The organism is Streptomyces sp. NPDC046122, from assembly GCF_056429965.1.
Map to the genome: position 1 here is coordinate 26304 of NZ_JBWKLQ010000008.1, position 23225 is coordinate 49528.

The window sequence follows — 23225 nt, forward strand, 5'->3', positions numbered from 1 at the left end:
TCGTCTGAGGGCACGGCGGGACGGTCGGCGCGGGAACCAACGGGCCGTCACCGGCCCGCGGCGGGCTCCTCCCACCGGCTCGCAGGCACTGGCGGAACACCCCGCCGTACGTAACTCCAGCCCTCACCCGAAGGCGTGACAACGGGGTGAAGTAGGTTCAGCAGCCTTGAGATTGTCACAGTGAATCGGGGTTGGTGCGCAAGTGCTGGTGGCGGACAGATACCGGCTGGACACACCCATCGGGCGGGGCGGGATGGGAGAGGTCTGGCGGGCAACGGACGAGGTGCTGGGCCGGCCGGTCGCCGTCAAGCTGCTGCTCGGCAACGGGGCCGACGCGTCGGCCGCCGCCCGGTTCCGGCTGGAGGCGCAGACCGCCGCCCGGCTGAGCCATCCGCACCTCGTGGCGGTGTTCGACTTCGGGGCGTGGGAGGACCGCTTCTACCTCGTCATGGAACTCGTCGAGGGGACGAGCCTGGCGCAGACCCTGCTCTCCGTGGGCGCGCTGCCCGCCGAACAGGTCGCCGGGATCGCCGCCCAGGCGGCCGCCGGCCTGGCCGCCGCACACCGTCAGGGCGTCGTGCACCGGGACATCAAGCCCGGCAACCTGATGACCAGTCACGACGGCACGGTGAAGATCGCGGACTTCGGCATAGCCCAGTTCGTCGACGATCCCGCCACGGCGCTGACCACCGCCGGGCAGATCGTGGGCACCAGCCTCTACCTGGCTCCGGAGCGCGCACTGGGGAGACCCGCCGGCCCGGCGTCCGACATGTACTCGCTCGGCTGCGTTCTCTACCAACTCCTCGCCGGACGGCCGCCGTTCCAGGCCGACACCGCGACCGGCACCCTGTACCAGCACGTGGACGCCGCGCCCGTGCCGCCGCGCCGGCTCGGCGTCGACGTGCCAGGACCGTTCGAGGCTTACCTGCTGGGGCTGCTCGCCAAGCAGCCGGAGGAGCGTCCGACGGCCCAGCAGGCCGCCGACTGGTTCCGCCAGGACTCCTGGCGCGGCCACCCCGCGCCGCTGCCCGCGCCGCTCCCGGCGAACGATCCGCCGACCCCGGCCACGACGACGTACTCGCTGCCCTCCACGGGCGCCGCGCGCCCGGCGTCCCGGCGCCGCGCCGCGCCGCCGGTGCAGCGTCCGAGCACCCGGAAGTTCGTACGCCGCCGCCCGCGCGTGGCGAGCGCGATCGCCGGAGCGATCGCCTTCGTGGTGGCGGTGCTCATCGGCATGGCGTGGCTCTCCCCCGAGCCCAGCTCCGCCGACACCCCGGACCCCGGCCCCTCGGCCACAACCGAGACGCCGCGCTGAGGCGGTGCGCCGAGGCCGCACTGAAGCGGTGCGCCGCCGGCGCGCTGAGGCGGCGCAGGGCTAGTCGCCCTCGCCCGGCGACCGCTGAGCGACCGCCACCCCACCCGTCGGCGCGGCGCCGGCGAGCAGCTCCAGCGCCTCCTCCCACCGGAACGGCCCGGTGCCTCCCCCCACCAGCACGCCCATCCCCCGCAGCCGCTCGACGCTCTGCCGGTACGCGGGGTGGGCGGCCAGCTCCGGGTTCACCGAGGGCAGCACGGCGGTGGGCACGCCCGCGCCGTACGCCTCGCACAGGGTGGCCACGGCGAGGGTGTCAGCGATGCCCGCGGCCCACTTGTTGACGGTGTTGAAGGTGGCGGGAGCGACCGCGACGGCGTCCGGCGCGGGAAAGGGCCGCGGATCCCCGGGCGACCGCCACGCCGACCGCACGGGCCGCCCGGTCAGCGTCTCCAGCGCCTCCTGGTCGACGAACCCTAGCCCTTGGGGCGTGGCGATCACGCCGACCTCCCACCCCCGCTCCTGCGCGGCGGCGACGAGCCGCCCCACGCCGTCGGCGACCCCCGCCGCGCAGACCACGACGTACAGAAAAGGCTTGGCCCGCTGGGTCACACCACACCCCGTTCGACGACTGTGTCAGCACCCCAGTGGATCAGGCCACCCCCGCCGTACGTCCGGCGGGGGCGTGTCCCGCCGCGCGCCGGCGCCTCAGTCCGCGTGGTGGTGCGCCGCGACCCGCTGGGCGGGCAGCCGGGGCCGGCGAGGGAGGCGCTGGAGGGCGTTGGTCCGGCGGGCGCCCTCGTCGTGCGGGCGGGTCCGGATCAGCTCGGCGAACAGGGCGCGGCCCGCGAGCAGCGCCTGGCGCATCGCCTCGGTGTCCGTGTCACCCGCCGCCGCGCGCTCGGCGGCCTCCTGGAGCAGGCGGCGGGCTCCCGCCTCGTGGGGGCAGTGCACGGACAGCGCCTCGTACTGCCGCTGGAGCGACTCCGTCGGGAAACCGCGGTCGCGCGCCAAGTCGCTCATCAACTGGTCGGCCTGCGCCACAACCGTCCCCGGCGCGTCGACGAACTGCTCCTGCAGCCCGGCCCACCGCGCGGCGTACCGCTCACGCGCCTCCAGTGTCAGGCTCCTGACGCGCAGCCCGCCGTACCGCCGCAGCCGCTCGCTCAGATCGCGCTCGGCCGCGTCGACGTCACCGCCGTGCCGTGCGGCCGTCTCGTCGAACTCCGGCCCGAACCTGCGGCGCAGATCGTCGGGGCCCGCCTGCGCGACCGGCCGGGCCAGCAGGAGTGCCGTGATGATCGCGGCCACCACACCCAGAAGGACCACAGCGCCCGTAGACATGAGTTCCCACCTTTCTTGGGGGCTTCCTCGTACGAGGATTCCGCTGTTAGTCACGGAGTGTTACCACTTCTGGCCCGCGTAAACGCGCACAGTAATAATGCATAGGATCGGGATTCGGGGGCAGGAGCGCCTTCTGAGGGGAACCGAACCACCGGGAGGGGCAGGACGATGAACAGGACGGCGACCATGACGACCGTGTCCACGCAGACCGTTGCCGACGCGGAGACGATCGGGGAGCTGCCCTGGATCGAGGACGCGGGCAAGATCGCGCCCAAGGACGCCCGCGAGCTGTCGCAGCTGTTCTTCGACCAGCTCCAGGTCCTCGAAGAGGGCACGCACGAGTACCAGTACGCGCGCAACACCCTCATCGAGATGAACCTGTCCCTCGTGCGGTACGCCGCCAACCGCTTCCGCAACCGGGGCAGCGGCGACATGGAGGACATCATCCAGGTCGGCACCATCGGTCTGATCAAGGCCATCGACCGGTTCGACCTCAGCCGCGAGGTGGGCTTCGCCACCTTCGCCGTGCCGTACATCGTCGGTGAGATCAAGCGGTTCTTCCGCGACACCAGCTGGGCCGTTCACGTTCCCCGGCGGCTCCAGGAGCTGCGGGTCGACCTCGCGAAGGCCAAGGAGGAGCTCTCCCTGCGCCTGGACCGCGACCCCACCGTGCCGGAGCTGGCCGAGCACCTGAGCCTGTCCGAGGAAGAGATCATCGAGGGCCTGGTGGCCGCCAACGGCTACACCGCCGGCTCCCTCGACGCACCGAACGACAGCGGTGAGGGCGGCGACGCCAACAGCCGCACCTTCGCCGACCGGCTCGGCGACCTGGACCCGGCCATGGAGAGCGTGGAGGACCTGCACACCCTGGCCCCGCTCCTGGAGCGTCTCGACGCGCGCGACCGCCGCATCGTCGAGATGCGCTTCGGCCAGGAGATGACGCAGGCACAGATCGGCGCCGAGCTCGGCGTCTCCCAGATGCAGGTTTCCCGGCTCCTGTCGCGCGTACTGAAGCAACTGCGCAACGGGATGCTGGCCGGCGAGCGCTGACGGCCGCAGGTCACGGCGGCCGAGCGCATGAGGTCCCGGCCCGTACTGACAGCGCCGCCCAAGGGGTGGCAGAGTGGAACGGTGCCCCCCAGACCACCGTCGCGCTCACCGGACCCGGCGTACACCGCGTCCGAGGTGACGGATCTGCTCGACGTCCTGTGGGGCAGGGCGCAGCTCAGGGCCCCGTCCGGGCCCGTCTCGCCGTCGCAGCTCCGCGCGCTGCTGGTCATCGAGCGTTTTGAGGGCGGCAATCTGCGGTCCCTGGGCGAGACGCTCGGATCGAGTCCGCCCGCCACGAGCCGGCTGTGCGACCGCCTGGAGGCGGCCGGCCTGATGGAGCGCCGCCTCAGTCCGGCCAGCCGCCGCGAGGTGGAGCTGCACCTGAGCCGACCGGGACGCGCCCTGCTCGACGAAGTACGGGAGTGCCAGCTGCTGGAACTCGCCCCCGTCCTCGAGACGATGGCTCCCGAAGACCTGACGCGGCTGGCCGCGGGCCTCGCCGCGTTCCGGGCGGCCGCCGCCGCGGTGGTCCACGGCGGTGACGCCGAGGAAGACTCCCCGGTGCGGGCGGTACGCCCGGCCTGAGCGGCCCACCGTCCCCGCGCCTGGCGGGCCACCGTCCCCCGCGACGTCCTGACTAGGCGGCCATCGCCGCCGCGCGGCTGTCGCGGACGGTGAAGACGTCGTCCAGACCCAGCACTCCCAGCAGCCTCGTCACGAGCGCCGACGGCGCGGCGAGGCGCAGGCGGCCCCCGAGCACCGGGCGCAGCGCGAGCAGCACATTGATCATGCCCGTGTCGGCGAACGTCACCGCCGACAAATCGATCACCACCGGCGATCTCCCCCGGCTGGCCTCGCGGTGCAGTGCCAACCGAAGAGGTTCGACCGACTCCAGATCCACCTCACCGCGCAGCGCGAGCACGACGGCCCGCTCCGACCGGTGGGTGTCGAGGAGCATGCGCTGTTCGGTGCTGCGAGTGTGCACAACTGGCCCCTCAGGTGTGGCAGCGGCCAGCTGAGCCGACGCATCTGCCCCGATGGTGCGGCAGGATTCACCCTAGGGCTAATAGTTGCCGCTTGGCAACACTCGACCTTTGTCAACAGTATGGTCACCAAATCTCCCCAATGCCGTTACGCTGCACCGTCGCCAACGCCCCTGACACCTCCGCATTCCGGCCCGCCTTATCCCGATCCGCATCGATATGCCCGATCCGCCCGACCGACCGACACAGAGGACCGCCGACCGTGACGCATTTCCTGGCCGTGGAGCGTGCCGTGCGCACCGCCGCACCGCACGCCCTCCTCGAAACGGCACGTGCCGCGCTGGTCGAGCACTACGAAGCCACCGAAGTCGACCTGCTGATGGCCGACTACAGCCTCACGGTCCTCCAGCCGGTCACCGCCATGCCCCACACCGCACGGGCCCTGCCGGTCCATTCCAGCCCCGAGGGCCGGGCCTTCGGCAGCCAGAAGCCGTACGGGCAGTACGTGGGCCGGGACGATGCCGTCGACCTGCACCTGCCGGTCACCGTCCGCGGGGACAGACTCGGCATCCTCACCGTGCGCCTGCCCAAACACAGATGCACGCCCCAGTCCACCGAGGAACTCGCGGAGCTCGCCGAACTCCTCGGCCACGAGATCATCGTTGCCGAGCGCGACACCGACGTGTACCTCCAGGCCCGCCGGGTCAGCCGCCTCACCCTCGCCGCCGAGATGCAGTGGCAGTTGCTCCCCGGCAGCGCCTGTTCCCGCCAGGAGTACGCCATCGGCGCCCAGCTGGAACCCGCGTACGCCATCCACGGCGACAACTTCGACTGGGCCACCACGGCCGAGACCCTCACCCTCACCGTCACGAACGGGATGGGCGAGGGAATCCAGGCTTCCCTCCTCACCAACCTGGCCGTCAACGCGCTGCGCAACGCCCGCCGGGCCGGCATCGGCATCGCCGACCAGGCCGCCCTCGCGGACCAGGCCATCTACGGTCAGCACCACGGCGAGGCGTACGTCTCGACGCTCCTGCTCTCGTTCGAGCTGTCCACCGGTCACGCCAAGGTCGTCGACGCCGGGTCCCCGCAGCTGTGGCGCCAGCGGAACAAGACCGTCGAGCGCGTCCCCTTCGAGGCGCAGCTGCCGCTCGGCATGTTCGAGGAGACGGCGTACGTCGCGCAGGAGTTCCGCGCGCTCCCCGGCGACCGGCTGGTGTTCGTCAGCGACGGGGTGTACGCCGCGGCGACACGGGCAGGCGAGGTCTACGGGGAACGCGCGCTGGCGCGCGCCATTCAGGCCGCGAGCCTCCTGCCCGCCGCCGCGGTGCCCCGTGCGGTGCTCCAGGAGCTCGCCTCGTACCGTGACACGGACGTCGCCGACGACGCCCTCGTCGTCTGCCTGGACTGGTTCGGCCGGGCGACGCGCGAAGTTAGCCCGCGGTAGAAGCGGGGCAGGAGCCCCGGGGTCACCTGATCAGGACCTTCCATCCACACGGGGGTGAACGACATGAACCGCACGCAGACGGCCAGTACCGGCGTCGCCGAGAGGACCACGCTGCCGGACACGGCGGCCGAGGCGCGCGACACCGCTCGCGCGTTCCTGTCCGACCTCGCCCCGGCGCCCACCGAGGAGGCCGCCGAGAACGTGGTGCTGGTCGTCTCCGAGCTGGTCACCAACGCGCTGCGGCACGCGGGCGGCATCACGGGGCTGCGCCTGACCGCGGACCGCCACACGGTGGAGATCACCGTGCAGGACCCGAGCCCCGCCCGCCCGCGGCCCCGCCACCCGGACATCACCGGCTATGAGGGCGGCTACGGCCTGACCCTGGTGAACTTCCTGGCCCGTTTCGTCACGGTCAGCCCGGCCCCCGGAGGGGGCAAGAAAATCTGCGCGGCCCTCAGCCTCTGACGGCGGAAGCGAGCGATACGTCAGACCCTCCGACCATAGGTAATTGGCCACCGCATCATCTCTTCCAGTGATCTCCCGATCCCGCGCGCCGGTCACTGAGCGGGTGCTCAACGGCCTGCTCGTCTCTCCCGCTCCCGTCACCGTCGCGCTGGCGGACGAAGGCCCGGCCGGCCGGCGACTGGCGCAGCTCTACAGCCGTCCACAGCCGCTGAGCGGAGCCGACGTCGTCCTGGCCACCGATCTGATCGAGCGCGCCGGCGGCCGGCAGGCGACGGATCTGGAGGCCAGGCGGCAGATCACTTCCGCGATGCGGGCGCTGGCGCGGGCCGAGCCCGTGCCCTCCGTCTACCGGCAACTGCACGACATCGCACCGCTGCTGACAGACCGCGACCACTGACACCGGAAAACAGCCCCCCGCGAATTGCGCGTCAGCGTTTTCAGCATTCGGCGTAACCGCCCGGGGCCTTTCGCCGTTTCGGTCGGTGGTGCCTGCGCCATTTCGACGAACCGACGCGCAGCATCTATCACGGGACGCGAATCTTGAAGCAGGACGACATTCAGACAAAAAGGCCATCGGTCTTCGGTCCCCCCGCCATCAATGTGCACGGTCTGTGCGCCGCACTCGGAAACCGGGTCATTTTCGACGACATCAGTTTCACGGTGCCCAGGGGATCGATCGTGGGGCTGCTCGGACCGAGCGGCTGCGGCAAGACCACGCTCCTGCGTTCCGTCGTCGGCATCCAGAAGAGCACGTCGGGCCACGTACAGGTCCTCGGCCACCCCGCCGGGTCCGCCGCCCTCAGCTCGCACGTCGGCTACGTCACCCAGGCCCCTCCGTGTACGCCGACCTGACGGTCCTGGAGAACCTGCGCTACTTCTCCGCCGCACTGGGCATGCGCGGCTGGCGCCGCGAGGACGCCGGGGTGCACAGGGAGCTGTGGACGGTCTTCCGGGGGCTGGCCGACGACGGGACGGCCCTGCTCGTGTCGAGCCACGTCACGGACGAGGCCGACCGGTGCGACCGACGCACCTCCGGGACGGCCGAACGGCTGCTCACACTGCCGTGCAGCGGCTGGACATCGTCCTCGGCTATCACCCTGGCCTTCACCTTCCTCGCCCTGCTCCAGGCCGTCCTCTCCACGCTCCTCGCGGTCGGCCCGCTGGGCCTGGAGATCAAGGGGCCCGCCTACCTGCTGTTGGTCATCGCCATGCTGGGGGCGCTGCTCGGGCTGGCCCTCGGCCTGCCGGTGAGCGCGTTCGCGCGCAACGAGTTCCAGGCCCTGCAGTCCCTGCCGGCCGGTGTGCTTCCCCAGTTCCTCGTCTGCGGGCTGTTCGTGCCCCGCGACGAGATGCACGGCTCACTGGCGGCGCCGGCCAAGGTGATGCCGATGACATACGCCGTGCAGGCGGCGGGGGAAGCCGCTCAGCACACCGGCGTCACGGGGGTGTTCGTGCGGGACGCGCTGCTGATCCTGGTCTGCGTCGTGGCGGTGCTGGTCGCCAGCGCGGCCACCCTGAAGCGATGACAGGGGTGGGGCGCCACCGGGGGCCGGTGACGCCCCACCCCTGGGTGCGCCGCTACAGCGGGCGGTTCGACGTGTTCCAGGCGAAGCCACCGCTGACCTGCCCGTTGCTCGGGAAGACGAACGGTCCGAAACGCAGCGGGCCAACGCCCGGCGGGTACGGATCGAGGGCCTCGGACACGGCGGCGGGAGCGGCGGACGCGGTGGACGCGAACCCGCCGGCGACCAGTGCGACGGCGACGGCGCATACGGCCGCGGTACGGCGGAAGAATTCCAGCCTCACGTCCATCCCACTCCCGGAAATGGAAACGGATTCCTCCCCCCATTTCCTCTAAGGTGAAGGGCGGAATAATCGCCAAAGAACAATTGCTTACCCATGTCGCCGGACGAGAAAAGAAAGAGCAGCGGGTGCGCCGGAAACTGACGTTGATCCTGCTTTCGATGGCCGTTGTCGCGGCCCCTGTCACGGCCGCGCCCGCGAGCGCGGATCCGCCCCCCAAGCCGCCGCACTTCGCGTGGCCCAAGCCCCCCGTGCACGACTTCCACATCCACGCCCTGCCGCCGCTCCCCGACGTCTGGCAGGCGACGTGGCGCCCCTCCGCGGGACACGAACAGCGCCCGCCCCGCAAGCCGTCCGGGCTCGAGGAGCGTCCTTCCGCCTCCGTGCAGAAGGCCCGGAAGGGCATGGTCCGCCTTCTCAACCGCGAGCGGGCCCGCCACGGCTGCCGACCCGTACGGTCGCACCGCGCCCTGACGAGAGCCGCTCAACGGCACAGCGCCTACATGGCACGCGCCGGGGCCCTCTCGCACACCGGAGCGCACGCTTCCACGCCGGGCGACCGGCTCTCGGACGAGGGCTACCGGTGGCGTCGAGTGGCCGAGAACCTCGCCCGCGCCGAACCGGACCCGGCATCGGCCCTGCGCCGCTGGAAGCAGAGCCCGAAGCACCGCGCCGTGATGCTCACCTGCGCCTACCGGCACGTGGGCGTCGGAGTGAGCCGCCGCGGCGGCCAGGGATGGTGGACGCTCCTGCTGGCCGGCCCGCGCTGAGCCGGCGGTGCGGCGGCCGTGACGGGGGCTCGGCCGCCGCTCACCGGCGCAGCAGGTCCTCGTCCCACCACCACGCCGCGGAAGGGATCCGCAGCGGCGAGCGGTTGTCGTCCGCCGGCCGCTCCGCCCACTCCAGCGGAGTATCGTCCAGGCCGCCGGGGACGTGCCCCAGACTGAGGTAGCGCGGCACCCGCAGACCCCACGCGGCGTTGCCCCGTACGCCGTACCACAGTCCCCGCAGGTAGTGGTTCAGCTCCGCGCCGGCCTACGGGCGGACCTGCTCGTACACGTCGAGGAAGCGGAGCGTCACCCGGTCGCGCAGCCGTGTCGCCGCGTCCACGGCCTCCCTGAGCGACAGGTCCTGATGCCGCATCAGGACCGTGTAGACGTTCTGGTCGGTGTGCCCCCGGGACAGCTCCTTGCGCAGCGAATGCCGGTCGTTGTCCAGTGCCGCGAGCAGCATGGCCATCTCCGTCAGCGCCCGGACCACCGGCCGGTGCATCTCGCGGCCGGGGCACCTCCACGCCCGTGGCCAGTTCCAGCATCGCGAACGTCGGCTCGCCGCCGCACGACAGCAGCCGCATCGCGAGGAACTCGTCCAGATCCGGCATGTGCCCGCGGGCCGCGTTGCCGATCTGCCACGTCACACCGGACAGCCAGGCACGATGAGCGGTGGCGAACCACCAACGGCCACTCACGCGTCCCGCACAGCCCCCCGCCAAGCCGACTCCCGAAGCAGCCGCAAGCCGTTCAACCCCACCAGCACCGTCGACCCCTCATGCCCCGCCACCCCCAGCGGCAACGGCAAATGCCCCGCGAGATCCCACACCACCAGCACCCCGATGCACACGGACGCGATCACAAGGTTCTGCACGACCAGCCGCCGAGCCCGCCGCGACAGCGCCACCACCGCCGGCACCGCGGCCAACTCGTCCCGCACCACAACCGCGTCGGCCGTCTCCAGCGCCAGATCCGATCCGGCCCTCCCCATGGCGATGCCACTGTGCGCCGCGGCCAGCGCCGGCGCGTCGTTGACCCCGTCCCCGACGACCAGCACCTTCTCCCCCGCCGCCTCCCACTCCCGTACGGCGGCCACCTTGTCCTGCGGCAACAGCCCCGCCCGCACCTCCGTGATGCCGACCCCGCCGGCGAGCCGCTCGGCGGCGCGCACATTGTCCCCGGTCAGCAGCACCGGCGCGGCACCGGTGAGCCGCCCGAGCGCCGCGACCGCCTCCCCGGCCCCCGCCCGCACCCGGTCCTCGAACCCGAGCACCCCCACCGGCGCCCCGTCGACCCACACCACCACGGCGGTACGCCCCGCCCCTTCCACCTCGTCCACAGCCGCCGACGCCGCGTCCCCTCCGGCCGCGTCCCCGCCGGCCACCCCCACCGGCCGCCCCACCCGCACCACCCGCCCGTCGACGACGGCCCGGACCCCGCGCCCCGGCTCCGAGGAAAAGTCCTCGGCCGTACCGACTGGCAGCCCGCGCTCCTCGGCCAGAGCCACGACGGCCCGCGCGAGCGGATGCTCACTCGGATGCTCGGCAGCGGCGGCCAGAGCCAGCACCTCCCCAGCCCCACACCCACCACCGCTCACGACCACCCCCGCACCCGCACCCGCACCCGCACCCGCACCCGCACCCGCACAGACCTCACCACCCGCACCCGCACCGACCCCCGCCCCAACCACCCGCACCTCCGCCACCCGCGGCGCCCCCTCCGTCAACGTCCCGGTCTTGTCCAGCGCCACCCGCGTGACCCCGCCCAGCCGCTCCATGACCACGGCGGATTTGACCAGCACCCCGTGCCGCCCCGCGTTGGCGATCGCGGACAGCAACGGCGGCATGGTCGCCAGCACCACCGCACACGGCGAGGCGACGATCATGAACGTCATGGCCCGCAGCAGCGTCTCGGTGAAGTCGGCCCCCAGCAGCAGCGGAACGGCGAACAGCGCCAGCGTGGCCACCACGACACCCACCGAGTACCGCTGCTCGACCTTCTCGACGAACAACTGCGTCGGCGCCTTCGTCCCGCTCGCCTCCTCGACCATCTCCACGATGCGTGCGATGACCGACTCGGACGCGTCCTTGTCGACCCGGACCGTCAGCGCCCCCGTCCCGTTGAGTGTGCCGGCGAACACCTCGTCCCCCGGCTCCCTGTGCACCGGCAGCGGCTCCCCGGTGACGGTCGCCTGGTCCACCTCACCGGCGCCCTCCACCACCGTCCCGTCGGCCGGCAGCCGCTCCCCCGGCCGTACGAGCACCAAGTCCCCGACCCGCAGCGAGGCGACCCCCACCACCTCCTCGCCGGCCACTTCCGCACCCGCGCGCCCCACCCGGACCGCCGTGGCCGGAGCCAGGTCCAGCAACCCCCGCACCGAGTCGGCGGTACGCCGGGTGGCCAGCGCCTCCAGCGCCCCGGACACCGCGAAGATCACGACGAGCAGCCCCCCGTCGAGGAACTGCCCGATCGCCGCCGCCCCCACCGCGGCCACGACCATCAGCAGGTCGACGTCGAGGCTTCGCTCCTTGAGCGCCGTCAGCCCGGCCCACCCCGGCTCCCACCCGCCCGCGACGTAACAGACCGCGTAGAGCGGCCCCCAGACCCACGCCGGCGCCCCCGCCAGATCCAACGGAAAGGCCAGCAGGAAGGCGAGGGCGGACAGCCCCGCCCACCGCACCTCCGGCAGCGCGAGCAAGCGCGTACGGCCGGCCGGCGCCGGCACGGCGGACTGCCGCGCTTCGGACCGGTCGTCGAGCAGCGGAGCAGCCATGACGGAACACCTCTCGATCGGGCGGTCCCGGCCGACGGGATCCGGGTCGGCAGGTCACAGCACAGCGCCACAGCGCGCCCTGCCCGAGTCCCACCATAGCGGAACACATGAAGAGCTCTTCAGTCGTTACTCAGACCGCCCCCGATACGATGGCCGCATGGGACACGGAGTCGACGAACGCGCCACACCCACGGGTCATCTCGACGCGGACGCCGCCGCCACCATCGCCGCCACCCTCCAGGCCCTGGCCACCCCGTCCCGGCTGATGATCCTGACCCGCCTCCGCCAGAGCCCGTGCGGAGTGACGGAACTGGCCGAAGCCGTCCACATGGAACAGTCGGCGGTCTCCCACCAACTCCGCCTGCTGCGCGCGCTGAGTCTCGTCACGGGCGTCCGGCAGGGCCGTCGCATTGTCTACAGCCTGTACGACAATCACGTCGCCCAACTTCTCGATGAAGCCGTTTATCACATCGAGCATTTGCGCCTCGGCACACGGGACGTTCCCCCGGCGGCACGACCCGATATCGACGACGACGAGAAGCCTTCCTCGTAAGGGGTACTGCGGAAATCCGGTTAGCCCGACCGGGTGACTTATGGCCCGGCATGCCCACCGTGGGCAATTAGGGTCCCGCTGTATGACCTCACAGACTGCTCAGAACGCTCAAACACCTTTCGAACAAAGCCACTTGGGCACTATCTCGGTAATCGCATGGTCGGGCGAGAACATTGACGACGGCCGCGACATGGCCTTCCTGCTCGCGTACTCCCTCGGTGACGGTTCGGCCGGCCCCGAAGCCGGCGAGCGGGCCGTCCGCCACCTTCTGGAGCAGACCGGCCTCCCCGTCGGCGAAGGCATCACGGACGGCTCCAAGTCGAAGGAGCCGGTCAGCCTGCTCGTCGAGAGCGGCAGCATTTCCCTGACGATGCCGAGCCTGCGGGTCCAGAGCCTCGTACCGGAGGAGTGGACCGCCGCGGCCCTCAAGCGCAAGCACGCGCACCTCATCTTCACCACCCGCCCGTGGCCGGAAGGCAAGCCCGGCGTCCCCGTCGAGGCGGACGCCCTGAAGGCGTTCGTCGCCGACGAGGAGGTGCTGGCCGCCTCGGCGCACTGCGTGATCCCGGTGACCACCCTGCGCAAGTAACCCGGCGGGCGATCGCCCCCCCCCCACAGCCTTCAGGCCCTGCAGACGGGATGCGTCTGCAGGGCCTGAAGGCTGTGACCAGGGGGGACAGGAGTGGCTGGAGTCTCCGCCCGCTTCCGGTCGGGTGCCGGCCCGGACCACCGCGCAGGAGGGAGCGCGGTGATCCGTGCCGTGGCTGACGAACGTCAGCTGTTGTCCGCGCCGTTGGCGGCGAGCAGGTTGTCCAGGACGTGCGACAGCGTCTCGTCACCCTTGTTCTGGGTGGAGTTCTCGACGCACTGCTGGTTCTGCGGGTTGGACAGGATGTCCTGGACGCCGACGTTGATGAGGCCGACGACGTTCTGGATGTTCTTGATCGGGACGGCGACACACGGCTTGTTGAACGAGCCCTGGATGAGCGACATCTGGGGGCTCATGTCACCGTGCGTGGTGGAGTTGCCGTAGATCTGCTTCGACCCGTTGCCACTCGCGGTGCGGACGTCCTGGTCGTCAGCGGCCGCCATTGCCTGCGGGGCGGCCGCGGCACCGAGGCCCATGACGGAGACGGCGACGGCAGCGGTAGCCATGACCTTCTTGATCACTGTTTTCCTCTTTCCATGTCGTACCCCGAGGTGAGGCGCACTGCCCAACTCCGCAGCGATGGGTTAGTTCTCCTGCATCACCCATTTGGCCGTGCAGGATTGCGCCACAAGGCCCGCAATTGCCATTCGAGTGAATCGGCGCAACCAATCCTCTTAACGAAAGTTGAGCCTGACGCAGAACCCTGAGTACCGGACTAACAAGGAAACCAAATGCTCAAGAAGATGATGGCCACGGCCGCGGTCGCTGCCTCTGTAGTCGGGTTCGGCGCTGCCGGAGCCGGTCAGGCGATCGCCGCCGTGGACGACCACACCACCGCGAACGCCAGCGGCAACGGATCGGTGCAGAAGTACGGCAACTCCATCACGAAGGGCAAGCAGAGCCCGCAGCTGTCCATCATCCAGGGCTCGTTCAACAAGCTGTGTCTCGCCGTCCCGATCAAGAACATCCAGAACGTGGTCGGCCTCGTCAACGTCGGCGTCCAGGACATCCTGTCCAACCCGCAGGAGCAGCAGTGCGTCGAGAACTCCACCCAGAACAAGGGCGACGAGACCCTCTCGCACCTGCTGGACAACGCCATCGCGGGCAACGGCGCGTCGAACGACTGACGCTGATCACGGCCTGATCCACAGTGCGCCCCCGACTGCGGTCGGGGGCGCACTGCTGCGCCCACTCCAGCCGTCGGCACGGACGCGGGCCCGGAACCACCCGAAGGCCCCGTACACGCCGGAAGGCCGGTGCACACACCCACAGGTGTACGCACCGGCCTTCCGGCGCCGCGCTAGGGCGCGGAGGCTTCTCAGCCCTGGAGGGGCATGCCGCCGAGCATCGGGCCGGCAGTCTTGGCGGTCTTCTGGGCGTTGCCGATGAGCTTGGACGGGTCGCCGTTCCTGGCCTCGTTGACGGCCTGCGCGGTGTCGGTCGCGGCGTGCAGAAGGGGCTGGACGGTGGAGTCCACGGGCTGGTGCTTGTTCAGGGCGTCGGTCAGCTGCTGCACGCCGCCGTTCAGGCTCATGGCCTGGTACTCGGCGGGCATGGCCGCGGCCGGAGACGCGGCTGCCGCGGCCGCTCCCGCGGCCATCATCGAAGCGGCGATGGTAGAGGCGGCCTTCATGTACTTCATTCCAGTGATCCCTCTTCGTGCTGGCGTAATCCGCGAACTACGAATCCCGTGACATTCCGACGCTGCTGTTCCATGTCACTTACACCAGGACTAACGAAGGCCCGGACGGTGAGAAACTGACATCGTACGCCGTTCTTGCCGATTCACCCGGATGCGGACACGGCAATGCGTCCGCATGTCCCCCGGACACACGAATGGAGCGGGTTCCGTAGAACCCGCTCCATTCGTGCGCGCGGTCTGTGCGCCAGGTCCCGCGTCAGACCTGCGCGGACGCCTTGCGGCGGAACATCAGCACACCGCCGCCGAGCAGCGCGGCACTGAGCGCCGCGGCGGCGCCGAGCTCACCGGCACCCGTGGCGGCCAGGCTGGGGGCCTCCTGCGCGGCGGGAAGCACCTGCGTGGGCGGCTTCTGGGCCTGGGGCTCGGCCGTGGGCGGCTTGTTGACGGACGGCTCCTCGGCCGGCAGTTCCTCGACCGGGGGCTTCTCGACCGGGGGCTTCTCGACCGGGGGCTTCTCGGCGGGCGGAGTACCGGGCGGCGTGTGCCCCGGGGGCTCCTCGGCCGGGGGCTCCTCCTCGCACGGCTCGTCACCGGGCTGCTCCTGGTGGGGCGGCTCGTGACGCGGCGGCTCTCCACCGGGGTGACCCTCACCGGGGTGGTCGCCGCCGGGGTGACCGGGGTGGTCGTTGCCCGGGTGCCCGCCCGGGTGACCGGGGTTGTCGCCGCCGGGGTGACCGGGGTGGTCGTTGCCCGGGTGCCCGCCCGGGTGACCGGGGTGGTCGCCGCCGGGGTGCCCGCCACCGGGATGACCGCCGTCAGGTCCCTCGCCGCCCGGGTGACCGCCACCGGGGTGACCCTCACCAGGGGGGTTCCCGTGGCCGGGGCCGCCGTGGCCGGGCTCGCCGTGGCCGGGCCTGGACGGCTTGTGCGGCTTCTTCGACTCGCCGTTGACGCACTCGTTGCCGAAGGCCGGGTTCAAGAGCGCGATGATGTTGATGGTGTTGCCGCACGCGTTCACCGGAACGTGTACAGGCGCCTGAACGTTGTTGCCGGACCCTACGCCCGGCGAGTTGGAGGTGTCCCCCTCGGCCCCGGAATCCGCCAGAGCGGTGCCTCCGGAGATGGCGAGGAGCCCGGAGGCGGCCGCCGCGGCGAACACACCTCTGCTCAAAACCTGTCGCACTTTGCCGTTCCCTGTCTTTCTACCTGCGGGGGAGCCGATTGCTCACACGCGATGAGGGAGGTTCAGTGGGCCCCCGAGCGCATGGCGTGCACTGGGGGGCCAACCGTGACCGAACATCTAGCGGTTCGGACGGGGAACTACTTGTTGATGCACGTGTTGCCGAAGGCCGGGTTCAGGAGCGCGATGATGTTCACGGTGTTGCCGCAGACGTTCACCGGGACGTGAATCGGAACCTGCACGTTGTTGCCGGAGATGACGCCCGGGTTGCCCTTGACGACACTGTTCGCCCCGGAGTCGGCGATGGCCGGGGAGGCGACACCGGCGGCCAGGAGCGAGCCGGCGATGAAAGCGGCGCTCTTCATGTACTTCACTTTAAGAACCTTTCCGGCGGCGACACCCTACACAGCCACGTCCTTCGCGCTGCACGAGTCTGTTTTCTTCACGCCCGTAGCGTCGCCGTCGTCATCGGTAACGATCCGGTTCCACCGAGGAAACTCCATAAAAGAAGCTATCTATCCACCGTCACCCGAACGCCCTAACCTTCATTTCGGCCCGGCCGGGGGCGAATTGGCGTCCGCACGCCAATGCCCGGCCTCCCCAACAGGGGAAACCGGATACGGGCGCGGCGTGTCGGGCGTCAGACGGGCGCGCCGGGGACCTTCGGGGCGTCCGCGGCGCCGGGGACCTTCGGCAGCGCGGGCAGACCTTCGAGGTTCGGGGCCGGCAGACCGCCGCCCACCACGATGCTGACGACCACGTTGAGGGTCGCGGTGATGGTGGCCACGACCGCCTCCGTCACCTTGGTCGCGTCACCCTGCTCCGCGGCCTTCAGCAGTACGTCGACCTTGGCGCGCAGGTCGACGACCGCCTTCGCCTTGAGTTCGAGGCCCGTGTCGGCGGCCCGGGGAGCCGCCGCCGAGGGCAGCTCGGGGGACGGCGACGCGGGGACTTCGAGGGCCGTGCCGGGGGCCTTGGGAAGGCCCTTCAGGGCCTCTTCGATCGCCTTCGTGTGCCGCGCGAGCTCCTCGGGCGACAGCTTGCCGCCGCCGGCGATGATCGCGTCGAGCAGCTTGGTGACGGGAGTCAGTACGCCGGCGATGTCGTTCAGCAGCTTCACCTGGGGCGTGAGCTTGTCGGCGCCGGGCAGCGGTTCCGCGGCGGCGGGGCGCTCCGCGGCGAGCTGAGGCTGCACGGGGGCCGCTATCGCGCCTCCGGCCGAGCCGAACGCCAGTACACCGCACGCCAGGGAGGAGACGACGAGACCGGCGGTTCGGGAGATGCGCATGGGGGTGTCCTTACGTGAGGGGTCGGAGAGGGGACAACGCCACCGTGCAACCGGCGACCACCCTCCGCAACTTTTCCCGCACGGAGCGTCAATACTGGAGTGCCTTGTCGAGCCCCGTGAAGCTCTCCTCGCTCACGTCCGGCAGGCCGAGCGGGAGCGGTGACGCCGGCCGGTCGGACCGGTCCGGCGGGGCGGCCAGAGCCGACGGAGCGGGCCCCGCCAGAGCCGTCGCCAGTCCGGCCGCGAACACCGCGGCGGTGGCCGCGGCGACTGCGCTTCGTGTCTTCATGCCCTGCCAACGGCCGAGATCCCCACAGGTCACGGCCGGTCCCGTGGCCGGCGGACGGGGTGACACGCCCGGGTCCGACGGCTCAAGCCGGGCTGCGGTCCCCCGCGCGCTCCTGCTGCGGCACCGCGCTCAGGTGACCGGCGGGCTCCAGCGGGCGGTCGGTGAAGAACCGGAGCGCCAGGTCGGCCACCTCGTCCGCCTTCTCGAGGACGACCCAGTGGTCGGCGTCCCGGATCGTCGTGAAGCTGCTTCCCCGGATGGTCGCGGCGAAGGCCCGCTGGCGCTCGGCCGACGTCACGGTGTCGTGCTCCCCGGTGAACACCAGCGCCGGCACCCCGGACAGGCCCCCCGAGAAGTCCGGCCGGTCGCCGAGGGAGCGGTGCACGGAGTCCGCGGCGTGCGGGGAGTGCGCGACGGCGTGCAGCATGGTCCGCTTCACGTACCGGTACGCGAGGTCCCTGCGGGCGACGTACCGGTCCGGGTCGAGGCACATCAGCGCCTCCGTCACCAGCGTCGCGAAACCGTCCCGGTCCCCGGCCGCGAGCCGGTCGGTGGCGCGCTGCCAATGGGCCCGCTGGGCATCGGAGATGTGGGCGGGCACGCCGCCGAGGATCAGCCGGGCGACGCGGCCCGGGTTGCGCTGGGCGCAGCGGAAGGCGAGCGCGGCGCCGTACGAGAAGCCGAAGAGATTGACGCGCGGTACGCCGAGGTCGTCGATGATCCGGGTGACCGCGGCGCACAGGAGATCCGCGCTGGGCCCCGGCGGCAGGGGTGCGGCGGTGCCCATGCCCGGCAGGTCGGCGGTCACCACGCTCGCGACGGGTCCGAGACGGCCGTCCATCTGGGGCCAGCCGAACATCCCCTGGAGCGCGCCGCCGAGGACGACCACCGGTTCGGTGACCTCCGCGCCGGGCGAACCGGCGGCCGGGCCCGTGCGGTGCAGCACGCGGTAGGAGTAGCGCAGCCCGTCCACCGACAGCGAGCGAACGGTTTCCTCGGGCATGCTCCTTCTCCTTCTCGACGTGTTCTCGACGTGTCTGGACGTACTTGACGTGCTGGGCGTGTCTGCGACGTGTTCTCGGCGTAACGGCCGGCCCGGCCCGTCAGGCGCGGGTGAGGACGAGCGCGGCGTTGTGGCCGCCGAAGCCGAGCGACGTCTTGACCGCGCAGTCGAACGCGGCGGGGCGGGCGGACTTGGCGACCACCTCGACCGGGATGTGCGGGTCGAGCGCGTCCAGGTTGGCCGTGGGGGGCACCAGCTGGTGCTGCAGGGCGAGCACCGTCAGCGCGGTCTCGATGCCGCCGGCCGCGCCCAGGGTGTGGCCCGTCATGGCCTTGGTCGAGGTGACGAGCGGGCCGGGGCCCAGCAGCCGGTGCAGCGTCGTCGCCTCGATGAGGTCGTTGAACACGGTGGACGTGCCGTGCGCGTTGACGTGACCGACGTCCGACGGGGCGACGCCCGCGTCCCTCAGCGCCGTACCCAGCGCGCTCTCGATGCCCTTGCCCTCCGGGTCCGGGGCGACGGCCGAGTACGCGTCGCTGGACGCGCCGTAGCCGGCGATGTGCGCCCTGATCCGGGCGCCGCGCGCCCGGGCGTGCTCGGGGCGTTCCATGACGAGCAGCCCGGAGCCCTCCCCGACGACGAAGCCGTCGCGGTCCGCGTCGAACGGGCGGCAGGCCGCCGCGGGGTCGTCGCGGCGGGTGGAGACCGCCCGCATCTGGCAGGCGCTGGCGATGAGCAGCCGCGAGCACACCGACTCGGCGCCGCCGGCGACGGCGATGTCGCAGGCGCCGGTGCGCAGCATCTGGTGCGCGGTGCCGATCGCCACCGTGCCCGACGAGCAGGCGGTGGAGACCGCCTGGCTCGGGCCGCGGACGCCGAGGTCCATGCAGACGCTGCTGGCCGCGCTGTTGACCACGGTCAGCGGGGCGAGCTTCGGGGAGACGCGGCGCGGGCCCTTGGCGCTCAGCACGGTGTGCTGCTCGTCGTAGAAGGGGAGACCGCCGTGGGCGGAGCCGATGACGACCGCGACCCTGCCGCTGTCCCAGACGGCGGGGTCGAGCCCGGCGTCGGCCACCGCCTCCCGCGCCGCGAGTACGGCGAGCTGGGAGAAACGGTCCATCAGGCGCTGGGCCGCGACGCCGAGCACCTTCTCCGTGTCGAGATCCTCGGGGGGTACGGCGTACATGAAGTCGCAGGGGAGGTCGCGCAGTTCCTCGCGCGGGCCCACGGAGGCGGGGCGGACCCGGCCGCGCGTGACGTTTCGCCACGCCTCGTCGACGCCCACCCCGGCCGCCGTGACCAGGCCGAGCCCCGTCACGGCCGCCGTGAAGGGCGGGACCGCCGGCCCGGTCATCGCAGGGTCCCGGTGCGGGTGAGTTTGGCCTGCACGAGCTCGACGAGCTCGCCCACGGTGTTACGGGAGGTCAGGGCCGCGTCCTCCAGGTCGATTTCCAGCTGATCCTCGATGAGGATGCGGAATTCCTCCAGCGCGAGGGAATCCATGCGCAATGCGTGGAGCGGGTTCTCGGGACGGACGGCCGCCGGATCCACACCGAATTTCTTCACCATCAGCGTGCTGACGGCATCTGTAGCACTGGCCACTCGTCGCTCCTCCGAGTTCGTCCGGCAACCTTTATACGCGCCCACCCGGACGGGCCTTTACATCGTTCGCCCTATGTGATGAGGGCTCGCGCTTGCGTGCGGATTGCGCGGGCACGACACCGTGCACACGGCGCTGGAAGCGACGGAGAAAGGGCCGGGAAGCATCGCTTCCCGGCCCTTTCACGCCGTGTTACGCACTCCCGCCGCTGCCGTACGGGCGCGTGATCGCTTCCAGCGCGTGGCCGGACGGGTCCATGAAGTACATCCCCCGGCCGCCGTCGTTGCGGTTGATCTCGCCCGGCTGCTTGCCGTGCGGATCGGCGTAGTACGTGATCCCGGCGTCCTGGACGCGCTGGAAGATCCCGTCGAACTCCGCCTCCGTGACGAGGAAGGCGTAGTGCTGGGGGGTGATCGACTCCGCGGGGACGGTCGCGAAGTCCAGGGTGACGCCGTTGCTCAGTTCGACGGCGATGAACGGGCCCCACTCGGCCGCGATCTCCAGGCCCATGACCCGGGTGAAGAAGGCGGCGGATGCCCGCTTGTCGCGGGAGTGGACGATGGTGTGATTCAGCTGTACCGACACTGTGGAATGCCTCCGTAAGGCAAACTCACGGGCTACCTCCATGCCTCACCCGGACGGTGACCGACACGCGATGCCGTGCGCCGATTTTAGGGTCGTGATCGCCTCTTTGTCATGCGTTCGGATCACTCGCCTGCGGCCGCCCGTTCGAATGCCGTCCCGGGAGTCCGGTTACGGCCACCAACTCCTCTCGCTGTCCCTATGGTGGGGCGCACCGAGCGGAAGGAACCGCGAGCAGCGATGCATGAACGGGCGTACGCGCATCCGGGCCTGATGCCCGTACAGGCCGTGCGGGCGGGTGACCACGCGTTCCTCTCCTACGAGGACGACGAGGACAACTGGGACGCCCTCGTCACCTACACCCGCACCGGCCTGGCGCGCGGCGAGAAGGTGATCGTCTTCGCGGCGCCGCAGCTCGACCCCGACGCCGTGCGCACGCGACTGGACGGGACCAGCCGGCTGCTCGCCGAGGCGCGCGGGAGGGGGCAGCTGACGAACAGCAGCATGCGGGCGCTGATCAGGCCCGATCGCGGCTTCACCCCCGAGCGGCAGTGGGAACGCCTCCGCGAGGAGACCGCGCTCGCCGTCGCGCAGGGATACCAGGGGCTGCGGGCGTTCATCGACATGCACTGGGTGGCCGACCTCGACGCCGACGTCGAGACCATGATGTACCGCGAGTCGCACGCCGGTCACCTCTTCGAAGAGCGGCCGTACAACGAGATCTGCTCCTACGACCGGCGCGCGTTCGACGACGACGTGCTCGACGCCATGTCGGACGCGCACCCGCGTTCCCTCCTCGCCTCGCTCGGAGAGCTGCGCGTCGTGCACGCGCCCGAGTCGGTCAGGGTCGCGGGCGAGGCCGACCACGCCACCCGCGGAGCGTTCCTGACGGCCCTGGGCGAGGCGCTGGAACGGACCGCCGGGTCCCGGCGGCTGCTGGTGGACCTGATGCCGCTGCACTTCCTCGCCGTACGGTGCGCCCTCGACCTCATCGACCACGTCGCGAGAGCCGCCGGACACGACGGCGTCGAGGTGCGCTGCGGCGCGGCGCAGGCGGTGCTGCTGCGCCGGCTCGGCTCGGATCGGGTCCGGCGCCTCACGCTGACGGAGACGGGGCGGGAATGGTGACGGAAGGGGTGCACCTCAACAACGGCGAGCCGCAGGAGCGGCTGCTGGAGTACGACTTCGGCCGGGACGACCTGCCCCGGCTGCGGGTGCTGGTCGACCACTGGGCCGCGTGGGCGGGCCTGGCCGAGCCCCGCCGTGGCGACTTCGTCCTGGCGGCGGACGCGGTGGCGACGAACGCCGTCGAGCACGGCGGCGGGCGCGGCCGACTGCTGCTGGACCGGTCGCCCGGCGCACTGGAATGCACGGTCAGCGACTCGGGGCCCGGCTTCGCCTCCTCGGTCATCCCGGAACTGGCTCCGGGGCTGGCCGGCAGCCCCTGCGGGCGGGGTCTTTGGCTGACGCGGCTCATCACCGACCGGCTGGTCGTCACGGGCGGCCCGCAGGACGGACGGGCGGCCCCCGGCAGTGTGGTGGCGTTCACCATGCGGCTGCCGGGCCGATGACCTCCACGACGGGCGCCCGCGCCGCTAGCCCGGTGGAGCGGACTTGGGCGTCGTACCGCTAAGAACCGGCGCGCCGGTGGGACGAGAGGCACATGCCTGCCATGTGCCTCGTCCCGCGCGCGGTGCGCAGCAGCGGCTTGCTCACGGTGCTGCTGGTACTCGCCGCCGTTCTCGCCGTCGTGGCGGGTGGGGGCGGGCAGGCACGGCCGCCGGCGGTCGTGCCGGTGGGGGAGGCGGCTCCCGCCGGGCCCGGTTCAGGCGCGTCTCCCGGCGCCGAGGGGCAGCCGTCGGACACCGGTGACAGCGAGGTGCGGGGCGCCGGGGAGAGCGCCCGGGCGGCGCGGCGGGGGCGTGCGCGGAGCGGCAGCCGGGGGCGTGCGCGGAGCGGCAGCCGGGGGCGGGCCGCCGGGGCGGTGGCCTCGTACCGGCGCGCGCGGAACACGGGGGGCGGCCCGCGCGCGTGCCGGGCGGCCGGGGTTCCGGCGGCGAGCGGGGAGCGGCGGCGAGTGGTCCTGCGCTGCTGAGGGGGCCGGCGCGGCCCGGCACCGGCGTGCCGAAGCCGTCGCTCCGGCCGGAACCACCCTCGACCCGAAGGACGTTCACCATGCCCGTCGACCCGTACGCCGCCCTGAGCGCCATGGTGCGCGCGGAAGCGGCCCGCTCGTCCGAACCGCACGACCCGGACCCGCGCGAGCCCCGGCATTCCGACGCGGCCACCCGCGCCGCCGACCCCGGCACCACTCCCGACGGAGGCGGCGCGGCGCAGGACCCGGCGGTCACCCACCGCCCCTGACCCCTGCTCCCGACCGCGGGGGGGGGGGGGGGGGGGGGGGGGAAAAGGAAGCCCACTCACCCCCTCGAGCCCCCCCCCCCCCCCCACCCCCGATCTCCCTCGCCCTCGGGTTGAGGCCTCTCCCCCCG

33 protein-coding genes and 1 pseudogene are annotated in these 23225 nt (G+C 71.7%); 16 read left to right on the forward strand and 18 right to left on the reverse strand.

From position 1 onward, the window contains the following. Positions 1-253: 253 nt before the first annotated feature. Positions 254-1315 carry a serine/threonine-protein kinase gene (locus AC07FK_RS21625; RefSeq protein ID WP_479106788.1) on the forward strand — a complete coding sequence of 354 codons (1062 nt, stop codon included), beginning with the start codon at positions 254-256 and terminating at the stop codon, positions 1313-1315. A gap of 60 nt (positions 1316-1375) precedes the next feature. Here the strand turns inward: AC07FK_RS21625 and AC07FK_RS21630 are convergent, their stop codons facing one another. Both AC07FK_RS21630 and AC07FK_RS21635 read right to left on the reverse strand, forming a co-directional pair. Next, positions 1376-1924, reverse strand: a complete 549-nt coding sequence (locus tag AC07FK_RS21630; RefSeq protein WP_479106552.1) for a flavoprotein — start codon at positions 1922-1924, stop codon at positions 1376-1378. A gap of 96 nt (positions 1925-2020) precedes the next feature. After that, the gene (locus AC07FK_RS21635; protein WP_479106553.1) at positions 2021-2656 is read right to left on the reverse strand and encodes a hypothetical protein; all 636 of its coding nucleotides are present in this window, start codon (positions 2654-2656) and stop codon (positions 2021-2023) included. A 186-nt stretch (positions 2657-2842) separates the two neighbouring features. Between AC07FK_RS21635 and AC07FK_RS21640 the strand changes: the two genes are divergently transcribed. Then, positions 2843-3706, forward strand: coding sequence for an RNA polymerase sigma factor SigF (locus AC07FK_RS21640; RefSeq protein WP_479106554.1), 864 nt, complete (start codon positions 2843-2845; stop codon positions 3704-3706). An 81-nt stretch (positions 3707-3787) separates the two neighbouring features. Continuing rightward, a complete protein-coding gene (locus tag AC07FK_RS21645) occupies positions 3788-4291 on the forward strand; it encodes a MarR family transcriptional regulator (protein WP_479106555.1) in 504 nt (167 codons plus the stop codon). A 52-nt stretch (positions 4292-4343) separates the two neighbouring features. Here the strand turns inward: AC07FK_RS21645 and AC07FK_RS21650 are convergent, their stop codons facing one another. Next, positions 4344-4691 (reverse strand): STAS domain-containing protein, encoded by a 348-nt coding sequence (locus AC07FK_RS21650; RefSeq protein ID WP_479106556.1) that lies wholly within the window; start codon positions 4689-4691, stop codon positions 4344-4346. Positions 4692-4951: 260 nt separating this feature from the next. On the opposite strand from AC07FK_RS21650, the gene AC07FK_RS21655 reads away from it, so the two are divergent. The 5 genes from AC07FK_RS21655 to AC07FK_RS21675 all read left to right on the forward strand — a co-directional run bounded on the left by AC07FK_RS21655 (position 4952) and on the right by AC07FK_RS21675 (position 8127). After that, positions 4952-6136 carry a SpoIIE family protein phosphatase gene (locus tag AC07FK_RS21655; RefSeq protein ID WP_479106557.1) on the forward strand — a complete coding sequence of 395 codons (1185 nt, stop codon included), beginning with the start codon at positions 4952-4954 and terminating at the stop codon, positions 6134-6136. Between the two features lie 63 nt (positions 6137-6199). Beyond that, complete coding sequence (locus AC07FK_RS21660; RefSeq protein WP_479106558.1) at positions 6200-6601, forward strand: ATP-binding protein; 402 nt, start codon at positions 6200-6202, stop codon at positions 6599-6601. A 67-nt stretch (positions 6602-6668) separates the two neighbouring features. After that, positions 6669-6998 carry a hypothetical protein gene (locus AC07FK_RS21665; RefSeq protein WP_479106559.1) on the forward strand — a complete coding sequence of 110 codons (330 nt, stop codon included), beginning with the start codon at positions 6669-6671 and terminating at the stop codon, positions 6996-6998. A 281-nt stretch (positions 6999-7279) separates the two neighbouring features. Next, a complete protein-coding gene (locus AC07FK_RS21670; protein ID WP_479106560.1) occupies positions 7280-7453 on the forward strand; it encodes an ATP-binding cassette domain-containing protein in 174 nt (57 codons plus the stop codon). Beyond that, a complete protein-coding gene (locus AC07FK_RS21675) occupies positions 7438-8127 on the forward strand; it encodes an ABC transporter permease (RefSeq protein WP_479106561.1) in 690 nt (229 codons plus the stop codon). The genes AC07FK_RS21670 and AC07FK_RS21675 overlap by 16 nt, the downstream gene beginning before the upstream one ends. Before the next feature lie 52 nt (positions 8128-8179). On the opposite strand, the gene AC07FK_RS21680 is transcribed toward AC07FK_RS21675, so the two are convergent. Then, positions 8180-8407: a hypothetical protein gene (locus tag AC07FK_RS21680; protein WP_479106562.1), complete on the reverse strand. Its 228-nt coding sequence runs from the start codon at positions 8405-8407 to the stop codon at positions 8180-8182. Between the two features lie 158 nt (positions 8408-8565). Between AC07FK_RS21680 and AC07FK_RS21685 the strand changes: the two genes are divergently transcribed. Next, a complete protein-coding gene (locus tag AC07FK_RS21685; RefSeq protein ID WP_479106563.1) occupies positions 8566-9174 on the forward strand; it encodes a CAP domain-containing protein in 609 nt (202 codons plus the stop codon). A 40-nt stretch (positions 9175-9214) separates the two neighbouring features. Here AC07FK_RS21685 and AC07FK_RS21690 read toward each other — a convergent pair whose 3' ends face one another. From AC07FK_RS21690 to AC07FK_RS21705, 4 genes and pseudogenes are all read right to left on the reverse strand, one after another. Next, positions 9215-9364 carry a hypothetical protein gene (locus AC07FK_RS21690; RefSeq protein WP_479106564.1) on the reverse strand — a complete coding sequence of 50 codons (150 nt, stop codon included), beginning with the start codon at positions 9362-9364 and terminating at the stop codon, positions 9215-9217. A gap of 75 nt (positions 9365-9439) precedes the next feature. After that, on the reverse strand, positions 9440-9676 hold the full coding sequence (locus AC07FK_RS21695) for a terpene synthase family protein (RefSeq protein ID WP_479106565.1): 237 nt from the start codon (positions 9674-9676) through the stop codon (positions 9440-9442). Between the two features lie 19 nt (positions 9677-9695). After that, positions 9696-9872 (reverse strand): annotated as a pseudogene (locus tag AC07FK_RS21700) (terpene synthase family protein); the annotation flags it as partial. Continuing rightward, a complete protein-coding gene (locus AC07FK_RS21705; protein WP_479106566.1) occupies positions 9869-11947 on the reverse strand; it encodes an HAD-IC family P-type ATPase in 2079 nt (692 codons plus the stop codon). The pseudogene AC07FK_RS21700 and the gene AC07FK_RS21705, both read right to left, overlap by 4 nt. A gap of 157 nt (positions 11948-12104) precedes the next feature. On the opposite strand from AC07FK_RS21705, the gene AC07FK_RS21710 reads away from it, so the two are divergent. Together AC07FK_RS21710 and AC07FK_RS21715 are read left to right on the forward strand one after the other, a co-directional pair. Further along, entirely contained in the window at positions 12105-12500 is a 396-nt protein-coding gene (locus AC07FK_RS21710; protein WP_479106568.1) for an ArsR/SmtB family transcription factor, read from the forward strand. Between the two features lie 82 nt (positions 12501-12582). After that, entirely contained in the window at positions 12583-13089 is a 507-nt protein-coding gene (locus tag AC07FK_RS21715) for a DUF5949 family protein (RefSeq protein WP_479106569.1), read from the forward strand. 185 nt (positions 13090-13274) lie between these two features. Here the strand turns inward: AC07FK_RS21715 and AC07FK_RS21720 are convergent, their stop codons facing one another. Continuing rightward, positions 13275-13670, reverse strand: coding sequence for a rodlin (locus AC07FK_RS21720; RefSeq protein WP_479106570.1), 396 nt, complete (start codon positions 13668-13670; stop codon positions 13275-13277). A 210-nt stretch (positions 13671-13880) separates the two neighbouring features. Between AC07FK_RS21720 and AC07FK_RS21725 the strand changes: the two genes are divergently transcribed. Then, positions 13881-14276 (forward strand): rodlin, encoded by a 396-nt coding sequence (locus tag AC07FK_RS21725; protein WP_479106571.1) that lies wholly within the window; start codon positions 13881-13883, stop codon positions 14274-14276. A 191-nt stretch (positions 14277-14467) separates the two neighbouring features. Here the strand turns inward: AC07FK_RS21725 and AC07FK_RS21730 are convergent, their stop codons facing one another. The 9 genes from AC07FK_RS21730 to AC07FK_RS21770 all read right to left on the reverse strand — a co-directional run bounded on the left by AC07FK_RS21730 (position 14468) and on the right by AC07FK_RS21770 (position 20736). Continuing rightward, the gene (locus tag AC07FK_RS21730) at positions 14468-14791 is read right to left on the reverse strand and encodes a hypothetical protein (protein WP_479106572.1); all 324 of its coding nucleotides are present in this window, start codon (positions 14789-14791) and stop codon (positions 14468-14470) included. A gap of 256 nt (positions 14792-15047) precedes the next feature. Next, the gene (locus AC07FK_RS21735; RefSeq protein ID WP_479106573.1) at positions 15048-15962 is read right to left on the reverse strand and encodes a chaplin; all 915 of its coding nucleotides are present in this window, start codon (positions 15960-15962) and stop codon (positions 15048-15050) included. Between the two features lie 149 nt (positions 15963-16111). Further along, positions 16112-16345, reverse strand: coding sequence for a chaplin (locus AC07FK_RS21740; RefSeq protein WP_479106574.1), 234 nt, complete (start codon positions 16343-16345; stop codon positions 16112-16114). A 266-nt stretch (positions 16346-16611) separates the two neighbouring features. Further along, a complete protein-coding gene (locus AC07FK_RS21745; protein WP_479106575.1) occupies positions 16612-17259 on the reverse strand; it encodes a hypothetical protein in 648 nt (215 codons plus the stop codon). 88 nt (positions 17260-17347) lie between these two features. Further along, a complete protein-coding gene (locus AC07FK_RS21750; protein WP_479106576.1) occupies positions 17348-17548 on the reverse strand; it encodes a hypothetical protein in 201 nt (66 codons plus the stop codon). Between the two features lie 82 nt (positions 17549-17630). Further along, positions 17631-18551 carry an alpha/beta fold hydrolase gene (locus AC07FK_RS21755; protein WP_479106577.1) on the reverse strand — a complete coding sequence of 307 codons (921 nt, stop codon included), beginning with the start codon at positions 18549-18551 and terminating at the stop codon, positions 17631-17633. A gap of 100 nt (positions 18552-18651) precedes the next feature. Further along, complete coding sequence (locus AC07FK_RS21760) at positions 18652-19905, reverse strand: beta-ketoacyl-[acyl-carrier-protein] synthase family protein (protein WP_479106578.1); 1254 nt, start codon at positions 19903-19905, stop codon at positions 18652-18654. Next, complete coding sequence (locus AC07FK_RS21765) at positions 19902-20153, reverse strand: acyl carrier protein (RefSeq protein ID WP_479106579.1); 252 nt, start codon at positions 20151-20153, stop codon at positions 19902-19904. Before AC07FK_RS21765 ends, AC07FK_RS21760 begins: the two co-directional genes overlap by 4 nt. Before the next feature lie 190 nt (positions 20154-20343). After that, positions 20344-20736: a VOC family protein gene (locus tag AC07FK_RS21770; RefSeq protein ID WP_479106580.1), complete on the reverse strand. Its 393-nt coding sequence runs from the start codon at positions 20734-20736 to the stop codon at positions 20344-20346. 237 nt (positions 20737-20973) lie between these two features. Here AC07FK_RS21770 and AC07FK_RS21775 point away from each other — a divergent pair, with 237 nt between their 5' ends. The 4 genes from AC07FK_RS21775 to AC07FK_RS21790 all read left to right on the forward strand — a co-directional run bounded on the left by AC07FK_RS21775 (position 20974) and on the right by AC07FK_RS21790 (position 23097). Beyond that, a complete protein-coding gene (locus AC07FK_RS21775; protein WP_479106581.1) occupies positions 20974-21861 on the forward strand; it encodes an MEDS domain-containing protein in 888 nt (295 codons plus the stop codon). After that, entirely contained in the window at positions 21855-22304 is a 450-nt protein-coding gene (locus AC07FK_RS21780; protein ID WP_479106582.1) for an ATP-binding protein, read from the forward strand. The genes AC07FK_RS21775 and AC07FK_RS21780 overlap by 7 nt, the downstream gene beginning before the upstream one ends. Before the next feature lie 92 nt (positions 22305-22396). Continuing rightward, positions 22397-22828 (forward strand): hypothetical protein, encoded by a 432-nt coding sequence (locus AC07FK_RS21785; RefSeq protein ID WP_479106583.1) that lies wholly within the window; start codon positions 22397-22399, stop codon positions 22826-22828. Between the two features lie 80 nt (positions 22829-22908). Further along, positions 22909-23097, forward strand: a complete 189-nt coding sequence (locus AC07FK_RS21790; protein WP_479106584.1) for a hypothetical protein — start codon at positions 22909-22911, stop codon at positions 23095-23097. The last annotated feature ends 128 nt before the right edge of the window (positions 23098-23225 follow it).